At 62.7% G+C, this 14,452-nt stretch carries 13 protein-coding genes; 3 read left to right on the top strand and 10 right to left on the bottom strand.

Annotation, left to right across the window (positions count from 1 at the left end):
• Positions 1 to 98 precede the first annotated feature (98 nt).
• The 10 genes from tssH to tssA all read right to left on the bottom strand — a co-directional run bounded on the left by tssH (position 99) and on the right by tssA (position 10,822).
• Positions 99 to 2,762 (bottom strand): type VI secretion system ATPase TssH, encoded by a 2,664-nt coding sequence (gene tssH, locus AC07W7_RS07305; protein WP_495039010.1) that lies wholly within the window; start codon positions 2,760 to 2,762, stop codon positions 99 to 101.
• The gene (gene tssG, locus AC07W7_RS07310; RefSeq protein WP_495039011.1) at positions 2,755 to 3,798 is read right to left on the bottom strand and encodes a type VI secretion system baseplate subunit TssG; all 1,044 of its coding nucleotides are present in this window, start codon (positions 3,796 to 3,798) and stop codon (positions 2,755 to 2,757) included. Before tssG ends, tssH begins: the two co-directional genes overlap by 8 nt.
• Positions 3,762 to 5,618: a type VI secretion system baseplate subunit TssF gene (gene tssF / locus AC07W7_RS07315; RefSeq protein WP_169866526.1), complete on the bottom strand. Its 1,857-nt coding sequence runs from the start codon at positions 5,616 to 5,618 to the stop codon at positions 3,762 to 3,764. Before tssF ends, tssG begins: the two co-directional genes overlap by 37 nt.
• Positions 5,615 to 6,130 (bottom strand): type VI secretion system baseplate subunit TssE, encoded by a 516-nt coding sequence (gene tssE / locus AC07W7_RS07320; protein ID WP_032856764.1) that lies wholly within the window; start codon positions 6,128 to 6,130, stop codon positions 5,615 to 5,617. Before tssE ends, tssF begins: the two co-directional genes overlap by 4 nt.
• Positions 6,124 to 6,570, bottom strand: a complete 447-nt coding sequence (locus AC07W7_RS07325; RefSeq protein ID WP_495039012.1) for a hypothetical protein — start codon at positions 6,568 to 6,570, stop codon at positions 6,124 to 6,126. Before AC07W7_RS07325 ends, tssE begins: the two co-directional genes overlap by 7 nt.
• Complete coding sequence (locus AC07W7_RS07330; RefSeq protein WP_495039013.1) at positions 6,567 to 7,025, bottom strand: type VI secretion system amidase effector protein Tae4; 459 nt, start codon at positions 7,023 to 7,025, stop codon at positions 6,567 to 6,569. Before AC07W7_RS07330 ends, AC07W7_RS07325 begins: the two co-directional genes overlap by 4 nt.
• Before the next feature lie 81 nt (positions 7,026 to 7,106).
• Complete coding sequence (locus tag AC07W7_RS07335; protein WP_029289879.1) at positions 7,107 to 7,595, bottom strand: Hcp family type VI secretion system effector; 489 nt, start codon at positions 7,593 to 7,595, stop codon at positions 7,107 to 7,109.
• Positions 7,596 to 7,742: 147 nt separating this feature from the next.
• Entirely contained in the window at positions 7,743 to 9,239 is a 1,497-nt protein-coding gene (gene tssC / locus AC07W7_RS07340) for a type VI secretion system contractile sheath large subunit (protein ID WP_169866524.1), read from the bottom strand.
• 2 nt (positions 9,240 to 9,241) lie between these two features.
• The gene (tssB, locus tag AC07W7_RS07345) at positions 9,242 to 9,748 is read right to left on the bottom strand and encodes a type VI secretion system contractile sheath small subunit (protein ID WP_010168268.1); all 507 of its coding nucleotides are present in this window, start codon (positions 9,746 to 9,748) and stop codon (positions 9,242 to 9,244) included.
• Between the two features lie 54 nt (positions 9,749 to 9,802).
• A complete protein-coding gene (gene tssA, locus AC07W7_RS07350; protein WP_169897410.1) occupies positions 9,803 to 10,822 on the bottom strand; it encodes a type VI secretion system protein TssA in 1,020 nt (339 codons plus the stop codon).
• A 402-nt stretch (positions 10,823 to 11,224) separates the two neighbouring features.
• Between tssA and tagH the strand changes: the two genes are divergently transcribed.
• Genes tagH through tssK form a run of 3 tightly spaced genes read left to right on the top strand, consistent with a single transcriptional unit; the run spans position 11,225 to position 14,450 of the window.
• On the top strand, positions 11,225 to 12,547 hold the full coding sequence (gene tagH / locus AC07W7_RS07355) for a type VI secretion system-associated FHA domain protein TagH (RefSeq protein ID WP_495039014.1): 1,323 nt from the start codon (positions 11,225 to 11,227) through the stop codon (positions 12,545 to 12,547).
• Between the two features lie 43 nt (positions 12,548 to 12,590).
• Positions 12,591 to 13,097 carry a type VI secretion system lipoprotein TssJ gene (gene tssJ, locus AC07W7_RS07360; RefSeq protein ID WP_495039015.1) on the top strand — a complete coding sequence of 169 codons (507 nt, stop codon included), beginning with the start codon at positions 12,591 to 12,593 and terminating at the stop codon, positions 13,095 to 13,097.
• An 18-nt stretch (positions 13,098 to 13,115) separates the two neighbouring features.
• Positions 13,116 to 14,450 (top strand): type VI secretion system baseplate subunit TssK, encoded by a 1,335-nt coding sequence (gene tssK, locus AC07W7_RS07365; RefSeq protein WP_099169063.1) that lies wholly within the window; start codon positions 13,116 to 13,118, stop codon positions 14,448 to 14,450.
• Positions 14,451 to 14,452 lie beyond the last annotated feature (2 nt).

The raw sequence follows: 14,452 nt of genomic DNA on the forward strand, positions 1-14,452 counted from the left end.
AGTGTCGTCTTTACTGACGAAACCGAATCAACTGTAGGAGCTGGTTCTATGTGGGAGCAGGCAAGCCAGCTCCCACATTGAGCACATTCCAGCAGTCGTTATCCGGCGTCGCTGAAGGTGTAGTGCAATTCGTTATCCCGCGTGCCGATCCGCACCCCCGCCAGCGCCTTGCCTTCGAGCATGCGCGTAAGGAACTCGCGGCTCATGTCCGGCAGCAGGCTGTTGGTGAGGATGGTGTCGATCATCCGTCCGCCGCTTTCGGTTTCGGTGCAGCGCGAGACGATCAGGTCGATCACCCCGTCGTCGTAGTCGAACGCGACTTTGTGGGTGTTCTCTACACGCTTCTTGATGCGGTCCAGTTGCAGGCGGGTGATCGCCTTGAGCATCACGTCGCTGAGCGGGTAATACGGAATCGTCACCAGGCGCCCGAGCAGGGCCGGCGGGAAGATCTTCAGCAGCGGCTGGCGCAGGGCCTTGGCGATGTCTTCCGGGTCGGGCACGTTTGCCGGGTCTTTGCAGACGTGGGAAATCAGCTCGGTGCCGGCGTTGGTGGTCAGCAGGATCAAGGTGTTCTTGAAGTCGATCACCCGGCCTTCGCCGTCCTCCATCACGCCCTTGTCGAACACCTGGAAGAAAATCTCATGCACGTCCGGGTGGGCTTTTTCCACCTCGTCCAGCAGCACCACGCTGTAGGGTTTGCGCCGCACGGCTTCGGTCAGCACGCCGCCTTCGCCATAGCCGATATAGCCCGGTGGCGCGCCCTTGAGGGTGGACACGGTATGGGCTTCCTGGAACTCGCTCATGTTGATGGTGATCACGTTCTGCTCGCCGCCGTACATGGCTTCGGCCAGGGCCAGGGCGGTTTCGGTCTTGCCCACGCCCGAGGTGCCGGCCAGCATGAACACGCCAATCGGCTTGCTCGGGTTGTCGAGGCCGGCGCGGGAGGTCTGGATGCGCTTGGCGATCATCTGCAACGCATGGTCCTGGCCGATGATGCGCTTTTTCAGGTGCTGGTCGAGGTTGAGCACCGTCTCCAGTTCATTGCGTGCCATACGGCCCACCGGGATGCCGGTCCAGTCGGCAACCACCGAGGCCACGGCCTGGTAATCCACGGTCGGCAGGATCAACGGAGTTTCACCTTGCAGGGCGCTGAGGCGTTGTTGCAGGTCCACCAGTTGTGCGCGTAAGGCGTCGTTGCCGCTGTCGACAACGCCAGCCTTCTCGCGCAGGGTCGCCCGGGTGGCGAGCAGCTCGTCCACCAGGGTTTTCTCGTCGGCCCAGCGGCTTTCCAGGGTTGCCAGGCGCTCGCGCTCGGCCGTCAGCAAGGCTTCGCTGTGGGTTTGACGAGTGCCAATGGCAATACCGATGGCATGCTCGCGGGCGATGATTTGCAGCTCGGTTTCCAGGGCTTCGATACGGCGGCGACTGTCGTCCACCTCGGCCGGCACCGCGTGCAGGCTGATGGCGACGCGGGCGCAGGCGGTGTCCAGCAGGCTCACGGATTTATCCGGCAACTGGCGCGCCGGAATATAGCGGTGGGACAGCTTCACCGAGGCTTCCAGGGCTTCATCAAGGATCTGCACCTGGTGGTGTTTTTCCATGGTCGAGGCCACGCCGCGCATCATCAGCAGCGCCTTGTCTTCCGACGGCTCGGCCACCTGCACCACCTGGAAGCGGCGGGTCAGGGCCGGGTCTTTCTCGATGTGCTTCTTGTACTCGGCCCAGGTGGTGGCCGCCACCGTGCGCAAGGTGCCACGGGCCAGGGCCGGCTTGAGCAGGTTGGCCGCATCACCGGTGCCGGCGGCGCCACCGGCACCCACCAGGGTGTGGGCCTCGTCGATAAACAGGATGATCGGTTTTGGCGAGGCCTGGACGTCTTCGATGACCTGGCGCAGGCGCTGTTCAAATTCGCCTTTCATGCTGGCGCCGGCTTGCAGCAGGCCCACATCCAGGCTGCGCAGTTCTACATCTTTCAGGGCTGGCGGCACGTCGCCGGCGACGATGCGCAGGGCAAAGCCTTCGACCACCGCTGTCTTGCCCACCCCGGCCTCGCCGGTGAGGATTGGGTTGTTCTGGCGCCGACGCATCAGGATATCCACCAGTTGGCGGATCTCTTCATCACGGCCCACGATCGGGTCGAGCTTGCCGCTGCGCGCCTGCTCGGTCAGGTCCACGGTGAAACGCTTGAGGGCTTCCTGCTTGCCCATGGCACTCGGGGCCATGGCGCCGCTGGCTTCGCCCGGCACGGCTCCGGCGTTGAAACCGTCGCTGGCACTCAGGGCATTTTCCGGCGAATCGCCGACGTATTCGTCAAAACGCTCGCTCAGGGCCTCGGCCTTGATCTTGTCGAACTCGGACGACAAACCCAGCAGCGCATGCCGCAGGCTTGGCGTCTTCAAAATGCCCAGCACCAGGTAGCCGGTGCGCACCTGGCTTTCGCCAAACATCAGGCTGCCGTACACCCAGCCACGCTCTACGGCTTCTTCCACGTGGGACGACAGGTCGGTGATCGAGGTCGAGCCCCGGGGCAGGCGGTCCAGGGCCTCAGTCAGGTCACGGGCCAGGCGCGCCGGCTCGAGGTTGAACTGGCGGATGAGGCGATGCAGGTCCGAGTCCTGCAGTTGCAGCAACTGGTGAAACCAGTGGGCCAGCTCCACGTAGGGGTTACCGCGCAATTTGCAGAACACCGTGGCGGCTTCGATGGCCTTGTAGGCCACGCTGTTGAGTTTGCCGAACAGTGCGGCGCGACTGATTTCACCCATGCTCTGGATTCCTTGAGGTGGTGGCCTGATCGGCGTAATGCCGGGCCAGGATTAGGTCGTTGGCGTCCTGCCCGGGTTGGCCGAGCCAGGTGTTGAAACCCAACCGGAACTGCCCGTTGAGTTGCAACGACGGCACTTGCGGTTGTTGAAGAATCAGGTTCAGGTCCCAGTCCAGTTCATGGCCCAGGTACTCGGCTACCCAGGCCACCAGCTCATTGAACGGCTGGCTGCCGGGCAACATGCCCATGTAGTCATCCAGCGTGAGCGGGCCCAGGCGGATGCGGAATTTGTGCTGGCGGTCCCACACATGGCTGCCCAGGCAAAAGTCCACCCCCAACTGATTGGCGCTGACGCTGACCCGGCTGCGTTCGGGCAGCTCCAGCCATTGGCCGACGTACTCTTCAATCTCCACCGGCAGGCCGAAATACTCGCCGAGAATCGCCTTCAGGCCGTCCGGGTAGCGGGTTTGCGCCGAGAGATGGCCGCTGTAGTGCAGCTTCGCCGTGTCCGGGATCAGGCCCTGCTCAAGCAGGCTGGGCATACCCCGGCCACTCAAGGCGGCGAGGCGCGCGGACCAGTAGTCATCGTCGGGCCGGTCATGGCTGACGGTTGGCCGCGCTTCGGCCCAGGCCCGGTAGAACAGGGTCAGCAGGCGGTGGTGGAACACATCCAGGAAGCGCTTGCTGGTGCTGTCGGCGTTGTTGCGCTGGCGTTCGCGCACGTACTCGGTGATGTGCAGCGGCAGCGGGCCGTTGGGGCCGCCGAGGCCGAAAAAGAACTGCTCCAGGCGCGCAGGTGTGCCGTCGCCGCCAGGGCTCACCGAGGCCAGGGTGGCCGGGGCGAACGTGCAGTCAGCCTGTTGCCCGAGGCGCAACGGGTCATCGGCCAGACGTAGGGAATGCCCCAGGCGCGGCAGGTGGGGCGATTCGCACTCGATACGGCGCAGCGCCTGGAAGAAGTCATATTCCCAGGGCTCCTGGTGCATCGCTTCCAGGGTACTCACAGGGTCGGACGTCGTCCGGGCTTGGCTTTCCATCGCATGATCTCGCCGCGTTCGGTGGTACGGATCACCGTCTCGGTAAAACTGTTGATCGACACGTAACGCGCCAGGAACCGTTCCAGCACCGCACCGAGCAGGAACACCCCGGTGCCGCGAAACGCGTTTTCATCAAATTCCAGGGTGATCTCCAGGCCACGACCAAACACGATCGGGCCGGGCATCGGCAGACGGCGGGTCACCGCTTTGCTGCTGACCTCGCGCAGGCCTTCGATCTGCAATTGCAGGGCGGCGTCGTTGCTGTCGCCGTACAGGCGCAGCAGTTCACGCAGCGCGGCGGCACCCTGGCCCTCGCTGAGGGACAGGTAGTTGAGCGACAACTGGCTGATCAGGCGCCAGGCCTTGGCATCATGGGCGTGGCTGGCGCGCGGGCGGCTGGGCCCGGCGACGCAACGCACTGCCAGCACCGGGGCGCTGTCGGCCAGGGTGAAGTCGGTCTTGCCGTTGCCCACGCTCATGAACAGTGGCAGGTCGCGGTTGGTGCACAGCGCAGTCACGCCCAATTGGCGCAGGTCGTGACGGTAAGGCGCCTGCTGGCTGTCCACCAGGCTGACAAAGGTCTCGCTGCCCACATAGGTGGAGCGCGGGCCATTGCGCCGCTGGTCGCTGGACAGCACCCGTGGCTCGCGGCGCACGCTGTAGTAAGACTGGTCGCGACCGTAGCGCGATGGATCACGCACGGCATAGAACGGCAAAAAGGCTTGTTCCGGCCCGCTGCCATGGCCGGTGATGCCGCTCAGGGAGTGGATCTCGAAGTCCATGGGCCGGGTGCGGTCGGCAATCACATGGTGTTCGTTGACCCGTTCGGACAAGTGAATCCGGTCCACGCGCTTGGGGAACAGGTTGATCGCCGGGGTACAGAACGGCACAAATTGCGCGGCGCCCACACTGCCTTCCAGGCTTGGGTCGTGGCGGTCGAACAGCACGACCAACTCCAGCTCCTGGCCATCGCAGCGCTGTACGGCGCGGCTCAGCTCGGCGAATTCGACGAACAGATAGCGATGGGGCAGGGCGAAGTATTCCTGCAACAGGCGATAACCCTGGAACGCCCGCGATACCACTGGCATCGCCGCCTCGGCGTCGTCGAACCCACGCGGACGCAGGGCGTCCTGCGGCAGGCGCTCCACCCAGTCACCGCCGGGCTGGCGCGCAAACACCGCGCACACATTGCCCAGCAATTGCTCGTAGAGGCGGAACGGCTGCTCATCGGCGCCGCTCAGGTACAGCGGCAGGTTGTCCAGGGCCAGGCTGTTGAAGGGCAGCTCGGCGCCGGTGCGCAGGGTCAGGCGCAAACCGGCCTTGGCTTTGGGTTCGCTGGCGGCCAGGCGCCCGAGCACGGCGGATGGGTTGCCGAAGTAATCGGCCTGGCTGACCTGCAACGGCCACAACATCACCGGGTGCGCGGTGCGGTACTCGCAGCAGGTCTGGGTTTCGCGGCCCAGGGCGGCGCGCAGCACGGTATCGCGGGGCAATGGGAAACCGCTGGCCAGCGAGCCCTCATCGGGATCGGCCTGCAATTGCACCACGGTCATCGACGGGGTCGGCGCCAGGTAGTGCGGGTAGGCGATTTCCAGCAGATTGTGGGTGAAGGTCGGGTACTCGGCATCGAGCTTGAGCTGCACCCGGGCGGTGAGATAAGCGAAGCCTTCGAGCAAACGCTCGACGTACGGGTCGGCACAGTCCATGCCGGACAGGGTCAGCCGACTGGCGATCTTCGGGTATTCCTTGGCGAACTCCGCCGCGCTCTCGCGCACGTGGTGCAGTTCCTGGTTATACAGCTCCAGCAGGCGCGGGTTCATGGGCGCCTCCGCTGGTCGGCGTTGACCACGCGCACATGGCCGGACTCCAGGTCCAGATCGGTTTGCAGCAACAGGCGCAAGGGCACCGGCTGCGCCCACAGGTCGCCTTCGATCTCGAAACTCAGGGCGTTGTGATTCATCTCGCCATGGGCCACCCGCGCCTTGACCCGCAGGGTGTGGCGCAGGATGCGCGGCTCAAAGGTGGCAATCGCCTGGTAGATCAGAGCTTCCAGGGCATTGATATCGACGCTCGACGCACTGTTGCCCGCCAGCGCCGGCAGCCCGTAATTGACCACTGACGTCCCGGCCGGGGTGTGCAGCGTGGCATCGGCGTTGAGCAGCGAGGTGGTATTGAGCAGCCACGCCAGGTCCCGCAGCACCGAGGCTTTGAGCTGGGTCAGGGACAGCACGCGCTTGTCCGCGCTTTCCTTGGGATTGCTCGGCTCGTCGTCGGTCAACCGGTCCAATAGGGACGGTTGCAGGCGGTCGCGGGTGGCGATTTCGGTTACCAAATGAATAGGCCCGTGTAATTTTTCTGATCACCTGTGCCAACCATACAACTACCGCCACGAGCAATTATTGACGGTTCGAGTTGGCCATTGATCTGGCGTATGGCGCGGTACTCAGAGCGACACTGGTCAGTGTTCTCAGGATCTTTCGCTGTATGAATAACGATCACAATGGGAACCTTGCCGAAGGTCTCGACATGCGATTTGCCTTGTCGGTCGACCGTAAATTGGCAGGGCCATGGCATGTCGAGTGGCAACATGCTTTGGTCTGGTTTGCGCAATACGCAGCGCTGCTGGTCGTTTTCCAGGGTCAGGAGTTGCCCGCCCATTGAGACGACCTGGTCCGCGGCAACGGATGGCGTCGCTGTTTGATCTTGGGGCTCGGCACATGCAGAGAGGCTTAATAAGCAGCCAATAAACGCAAAATGATGAACTCTGATCATACGAGCTCCCAGAACCAGATGGCTCTTGATCGGTAGGCGGGATCGTCATACCGGCTAGCGGTGATGCCACGGTTCCAAAGGTCGATGTGATCGCCAGTGCGGCTGTCGGGAGACTCGCCCAGTTGTTGGAAGCAATCCTTGAAGAAAACCAGGCCTTTTTTATCCATCAACTTGCGGCGTTCTTCTGAGCTGCCTCCAAGGATAGTTGGGCGCCCCAAGTGATGCTTCCACAACCAGTTTGCCAGGGACTCAGCACCTCGCGCGTGTCCATGGGAGCATTTGGGTTCGGTATAGGTGGATTTGTTGACCTTGATAGTCAGCTCTGCGTTGAGGGTAATACTCATGCGGATGGCGCATTGGTTGTCCCAAGGACCGTCGCAAGGTTTGGCGTCTGGATGCGCTACCAAAATATCGGAATACGCCTTCCACAAATTAATAAACGAAGGTTTGGCCATGACTCAGATACCGAAAAGAGGAAGGTCGAAATTCGAGCAAGCACCAAAAACCCCCGGCGTGTGGCGCCGGGGGTCTTCGTATCAACGCTTGGTGTTGGAACGGATATTCCAGCCGAACTTGATCGGGCCGCCGTCCTTGGTGCCGTCGGCTTTCTGCGGCTGGTAGTCGACCATCACCTGGGCAAAGTTCAGGGTGACGTTTTCGGTCAGGCGATCATCGCTGCCCGAACCGCCGGTGCTCAGGGACGTGATCAGCACTTCTTCGAGGTTGATGATCATGTACTCGACCTGGCTTTCGCCGCCGGCCTTGCGCACGGTCAGCTTGACCTTGTCGATGTGCTTGCCGCTGGCGCAATGCATCATCAGGTTGGGCGAAGCCTTGTCCACGTACTTGGTCAGCGACAGGTCCTGGATATTCACCTTGCCCGCGCCGCCGCCACTGCCAACGTGCATGTTGCCGGACTGGGCCATGCCCCAGCTCCAGTTCAGCACGTCGATTTCGTCCTTGTGGGCCTTGTCCATGGACTCGCCCTTGATGTCGCCGATCTTGATGAAAATATCAACAGCCATGTTTTCTCCCTGTGTGGCCGATGCCACTTGATTGGGTGATCGTTCCCACGCTCTGCGTGGTAACGCATCCTGTGACGCTCTGCGTCACTGGGACGCAGAGCATCCCGGGCGGCATTCCCACGCGGAGCGTGGGAACGAGCGAATTGCTTACGCGCTTTTTGCCGAAGGCAGTTTCGATACCAGGCGCAACGACACGGTCAGCCCTTCGAGCTGGTAGTGCGGGCGCAGGTAGAACTTGGAGTTGTAATACCCCGGGTTGCCCTCGACGTCTTCCACGATCACCTCGGCGGCGGCCAACGGGTGCTGGGCCTTGGTGGTTTCGGTGGAGTGCGCAGGATCCCCGTCGACGTAGTTGAGGATCCAGTCCTGCAACCAGCGCTGCATCTCGTCCTTCTCTTTGAAGGAACCGATCTTGTCGCGCACGATGCACTTCAAGTAGTGAGCGAAACGGCAGGTGGCGAACAGGTACGGCAGGCGCGCGGCCAGGTTGGCGTTGGCGGTGGCGTCCGGGTCGTCGTATTCGGCCGGTTTCTGCAACGACTGGGCGCCGATGAACGCGGCGAAGTCGGTGTTTTTCTTGTGCAGCAGCGGCATGAAACCGTTCTTCGCCAGTTCCGCTTCACGGCGGTCGCTGATGGCGATTTCGGTCGGGCACTTCATGTCCACACCACCGTCATCGGTAGGGAAGGTGTGGGCCGGCAGGTTTTCCACTTCACCGCCGGACTCCACGCCACGAATGCGCGAGCACCAGCCGAAGTGTTTGAACGAACGGTTGATGTTCACCGCCATCGCGTACGCGGCGTTGGCCCAGGTGTACTTGGAGCTGTCGGCACCGTCGGTGTTTTCTTCAAAGGCGAAGGCTTCCACCGGGTCGGTCTTGGCGCCATACGGCAGGCGCGCAAGGAAGCGCGGCATGGTCAGGCCGATATAGCGCGCGTCTTCCGACTCACGCAGCGAGCGCCAGCCGGCGTATTCCGGGGTGGTGAAGATCTTGGTCAGGTCGCGCGGGTTCGACAGTTCCTGCCACGAGCCCATGCCCATCACGGTCGGCGACGCGGCGGCGATGAACGGCGAGTGCATGGCGGCGCAGACTTTCGACAGCTCGCCCAGCAGTTCCACATCGGGTGGCGACTGGTCGAAGTAGTAATCGCCCACCAGGCAACCGTATGGTTCGCCGCCGAACTGGCCGTACTCTTCCTCGTACATCTTCTTGAAGATCGGGCTCTGGTCCCACGCGGTGCCCTTGAATTTCTTCAGGGTCTTGTGCAGGTCGGTCTTGGAGATATTGAGCACGCGAATCTTCAGTTGCTCATCGCTCTCGGTGTTGTTGACCAGGTAGTGCAGGCCGCGCCAGGCGCTTTCCAGCTGTTGGAAATCCGGGTGATGGATGACCTGGTTGACCTGGGCGGTGAGCTTGGCGTCGATGGCGGCGATGATCGATTCAATCGACTTGATCGCGTCGTTGGACACCAGGTCCGTCTGCGCCAGGGCCTGCTCGGCCAGGGTGCGCACGGCGGTCTCGACGGCTTCGCGGGCACGCTCGGTCTTGGGCTTGAATTCTTGCAGCAACAGCGAGGCGAACTCGCTGGTTTCTTCGGTGGCGCCCAGGTTCTGTGCGCCTTCGCGGGCGGTATTCTCGCTCATGATTACTGGTCCCCAGCAGGTTTGGGCGCGCTCGCAAGGGCCTGCAGCAATGCCGGGTCCTTGATCGCCTTCATGATGATTTCTTCAGCGCCAGTCTTGCCGTCCATGTAGGTCAGCAGGTTGGCCAGCTGGGTACGGGCTTCGAGCAGCTTGTTCAGCGAGTCGACCTTGCGCGCTACGGCAGCCGGGCTGAAGTCGTCCATGCTTTCAAAGGTGATGTCCAGGCTCAGGTTGCCTTCGCCGGTCAGTTCGTTGGGTACGTGGAATGCCACGCGCGGCTGCATGGCCTTGAGGCGTGAGTCGAAGTTGTCGACGTCCACTTCAAGGAACTTGCGGTCTGCCACCGGAGCCAGAGGCTCGGCGGGCTTGCCGGCGAGGTCGGCCATCACACCCATCACGAAGGGCAGCTGGACCTTTTTCTCGGCGCCGTAAAGCTCGACGTCGTACTCGATCTGCACTCGAGGCGCGCGGTTGCGCGCGATGAATTTCTGAGAACTTTGCTTCGCCACGTTGCTGCTCCTGGTCGCTTGAGCGACGGTGTTGTTACTGCAAAGCCTGGCGACTTACTCGCCGTCCGGGCCGCGCAGGTTTTCAAATTGGGACATGCCGTCGGGAATCAGATTGCGCACGATGGCCGCAAAATCGGCGTGCACCAGGTTTTTCGCCCGGTTCAACAGCACCGGCAGCGGGCTGGAAGGCTCGTGCCGGGTGTAGTACGCCAGGATCCGGTCCAGCTCGCGCAGCACCTCGTCGCGGCTGGCGATCTCGCCAGTATTGCGGGGTGCGGCAGGGGCGCCAGCGTGTCCGACCGAGGCGTGGCTGTCGTCACTGACCACCTCGGGTTCACGGCTGTCGCCGCTTTGCGCTGCGAACTGGCTGAAAATCTGCAGGGCCTGCTTGAGCAACTGCTTGAGCGGGCCGAGGTCCACGCCCTGGGCGGAACCGACTTGCTCGCTGACATATTTTTCAATGGTTTCACAGGCCGCACGGGCCTCGACGAGGGCGGCGTGGGTGGCTTGCAGCTGCTCTGGGTCGCTGTCGAGAAAGGCCCCGGCCAGTTGCTCGGCACCGAGGCTTTCGCCGGGAAACCCTTGCAGGCCGCTGGCGTTCAGGGCACCACGCAGGCTCACGGGGCCGAACGCTCGCGAGCGCGTGAGGACGCTTTCGCGCAGCAGGCGGATGTTCGTGTCGCAGGTCAAGCCGGCGAGGGCGTTGATGCGCACGGTGGGGTCGTTGTCGTCATCGGCATCCAGGCGCGGATGCAGCTCGGCCCAGTACTGCTGGAGCAGTTCGCTGATCAGGGTCAGGGCGCTGGCCAGCCCGCCGACGCCTTGCAGGGCGAGGGAGCTTTGCAGCAGGAAATGGGTGATGCGCAGGTCTTTGCTGCGTTGCAGCAGGTCCAGGCTTTGTTGCTGGATACTACGCCACTCGGGTGGCTCGGCGGGCAAAATGGCATCGCCCATGCTGCGCTCGGGTTGACCCTGGGCAGCACGTTCCAATTGCAGGAAATCCGCGTCATATTCCAAGTCTTCGCCACACGGCGAAGTCGCGCAAACAGCGGCGAGCAGCAACGGCACATCCACTAAATTCGATCTCCATATCGCCCAGTTAGTCTCGGGCAGTTCATGCGTTAGTTGCGCAGCTAGTTGCGCACTTTATCGGCATGGTTTCTTGGTCGGCTCAGCGCATTGATTTCAATGTGCCACTACTTATCTTCAAGAAGTTGTGCATTTTTGGTGTAGTAGTTAGGCGTTGTCAAGGTAAGCTATTCGTCCCATGTGACAGATGTGCGGTGCTTAACAACCTGTGCGACCCATGAGTCAATACAGGCACCGCTGGAGGTTTTTTGTCACAAGAGCCAGTTAAAATCAGTGATCATGCTGATAAAGATGGCTTTTATAGGTTGTTTCAAGGATTTGGCGGGTGGTGCTTGGGAAGGTGTTTCCCTTGGGTCGGCCGTGCGCGAGGTTCAGCAAGGAGGCAAGATGTCGCTGTGTTTGACTATCACTAGTTATCACAAGATCACCCCAGGTCAATGCCCGGAAAAGTCCATGGATAATGGAGTGATGGCAATTGGCCGCTCCAGTGAAAACGACTGGATATTGCCCGATCCCGAGCGATTGGTCTCCGCGCAACATTGCGTTATTCAATACAAAGATGGTCGTTACTACCTGACCGATAACAGTACCAACGGTGTGGAATTGGTTAATGCCGGTATTCGTCTGCGCCGGGGAAATAGCGAGCCATTGCAAGACGGTGAGTTGATTCGGATCGGCGATTACGAAATCCAGGCACGGATTGATTCCGGCGTGAATGTGACAGGCAGCCTGCCTTTCGCCGGTGACGCCTCCAACAGTTTTGAAGCGCTGATGGGGCGACACAGTGGAGCCGTGGCCACGCCGCTGCCGACCCCGGTGATTGCCCCGCAGTTCCAGGGCGCGTCGTCGATGGACACGCTGCCGGACCTGTTCGATTTCCTCGCGCCCACGGCCGTGCCACCGGCCACCCAGCCTGACCATGTGCCGGCTGAACAGCATGATTTTCGCCCGCCCATCGCCGTTAGCGTGCCTGCGCCCGAGCAGCCGGTGACTGCGGGTTCGGTGATTCCAGAAGACTGGGATCTGTTGGGGACAACACCCGCGCCGCCAATCAGCGCACCGCCTGAGCCTCCCCCCGCGCCACCTGTGGTCGAGCCCCCGCTCCCCGTGGCAGATGCCAACCCAACCGATTTGCTACAAGCCTTCCTGCGCGGTGCCGGTCTGGATCAACTGCGCCTGGACAAGGCCCAGGCCGAGGCGCAGATGGAAAGCATTGGCCGCAGCTACCGGCTGATGGTCGAAGGCCTGATCGACGTATTGCGTGCGCGCAGCAGCCTCAAGGGCGAGTTCCGCATGCAGCAGACGACGATCCAGCCGGTGGAAAACAACCCGTTGAAATTCGCACCGAATGCCGACGAAGCGTTACTGCTGCTGCTTCGTCACGGCAACCAGGCGTTTATGGCGCCGGACCTGGCGGTGCGCGACAGTTTCGACGACCTGCGTGCCCACCAACTGGCGGTAATGGCCGGTGTCGAGGCGGCCATCCAACATCTGCTGACGCGCTTTGAGCCCGCGCAGTTGGAAACGCGCATGGGCAAGCCCGGCGGGCTGTCGAGCCTGTTCAACGGTTCGCGCCAGGCCCAGTACTGGCAACAGTTCACCGAGCTCTACAACAGTATTTCCCGTGAGGCCCAGGAGGACTTCCAGGACCTGTTCGGCCGTGAATTCAGCCGGGCCTATGAAGCACACAGCGCACGACAGCGGCGCTGAAACTGGAACAACGGACAGCCACATACGTCATTGAGGACGCAGGATGATTTCCAGGTTTTTACTCGCAGCCGCCAGCCTGTTGCTGCTGACGGCCTGTGCCAAGGATGTCGCGCCGCCCCAGGCGCCAGAGGCACACATCGACAGCACCCGCGTCGAACTGCACTTCCATGCCATCGCTGGGCTCAACCCCGGCACCACGGGCCAGCCAGCCCCGGTGCGGGTACGGATTTTCGAGCTGAAAAACGCCGCAGCCTTCAGCCGTGCCGACTACTTCGCCCTGGCCGATCGCGCCCAGCCGACCCTCGGCCTGGACCTGCTGGACCAGGATGAAGTGGTGATCCAGCCTGGCCAGCAACTGAGCATCCAGCGCGACCTTGACCCGGCCACCCGGCAGATCGGCTTGCTGGTGGGCTATCGCGAACTGGACCGCGCGCAATGGCGCACGGTGTTCAGCGTGACGCCGCGCCAGGCCAGCCAATACCAGATCAGCCTTGATGTGCGCGCCGTACGTGCGCACCTCAGCGTTTCCCCATCCAGCCCTGCCCAATAAGAAGCAATCGGAGCCCCCATGTCCTGGAACAATCGCGTGGTCTGGTCGGAAGGCATGTTCATCGGAACGCAGCACTTCCAGCAGCATGACCGTTACCTGGAAAACCTGATCGATGCCCGCAGCCGCCCGCTGGCGGCCGGTGCCTGGGGGTTTTGCGAACTGCTGCTCGACCAGGGCCTGCTGGCCCAGGGCAAGCTGGCCATTGTCTCGGCCCGTGGCTTGTTGCCCGATGGCACCCCGTTCAATATTCCCCAGGACGACCTGGCGCCGAGCCCGCTGAATATCGACGACAACCTGCGTGACGGCCTGGTGTACCTGGCCTTGCCCCTCAAGCGTGCCGGTGCCCGCGATACGGTGGACGAAGGCGAGCCCCTGGGCGCTGCGCGTTACCTGAGCCAGGTGCGCGAGGTGCGGGATGACAACGCACCCTTCGAGAACCGCGCGCCGGTGGCCGTCGGCTCCCGGGCCTTGCGCTTGCTGACTGCCGCCGATGGCGTCAGCGACTACGCCGCCATCGGCCTGGTGCGCATCAAGGAAAAACGCGCCGACCGCGCCCTGGTGCTGGATGACAGCTACATCCCGCCGGTGCTCGATGTGGCGGCGAGCAAGCCGCTGACGGCGTTTCGCAGTGAACTGCTGGGCCTGCTGCACCAGCGTGGCGAAGCCCTGGCCGGGCGGGTGGTGGCCTCGGGCGCCGGGGGCGCCTCGGAGATCGCCGACTTCATGCTGCTGCAACTGGTCAACCGCGCCCAGCCGCTGATCCAGCACCTGAGCCAGTTGAGCCCGCTGCACCCGGAGCGCTTGTTCAGTGAACTGGTCAGCCTGGCCGGCGAGTTCTCAACCTTCTCCACCTCGGGCCGGCGCCCCGAAGAATACCCGCGCTACCAGCACGACGACCTGGCGCTGAGCTTCGCCCCGGTGATGCAGGCCCTGCGTGAAGCGCTGTCGATGCTGATCGACAGCAAGGCCACGCCGATCCCGATTGTCGAGAAAGCCTACGGCGTGCATGTGGCGATGCTGGCGGATAAAACCCTGATCGACAGCGCCAGCTTCATCCTCGTGGTGCGTGCCGATGTACCGGGCGAAACCCTGCGCGCGCGCTTCGGCCAGCAGAGCAAGGTCGGCTCGGTGGAGCACATCCGCGACCTGGTCAACCTGCAACTGCCGGGCATCGGCCTGCTGCCGTTGCCGGTGGCGCCACGGCAGATCCCGTATCACGCCGGCTCCACCTACTACGAGCTGGACCGCGGCAGCGAGCACTGGCAGCAGTTGATCCACTCCGGCGGCTTTGCCTTCCATATCGCCGGGCAGTTCCCGGGCTTGAACCTGGCCTTCTGGGCGATCCGAGGATAATC

Source organism: Pseudomonas sp. GW821-FHT01D09, assembly GCF_059422465.1.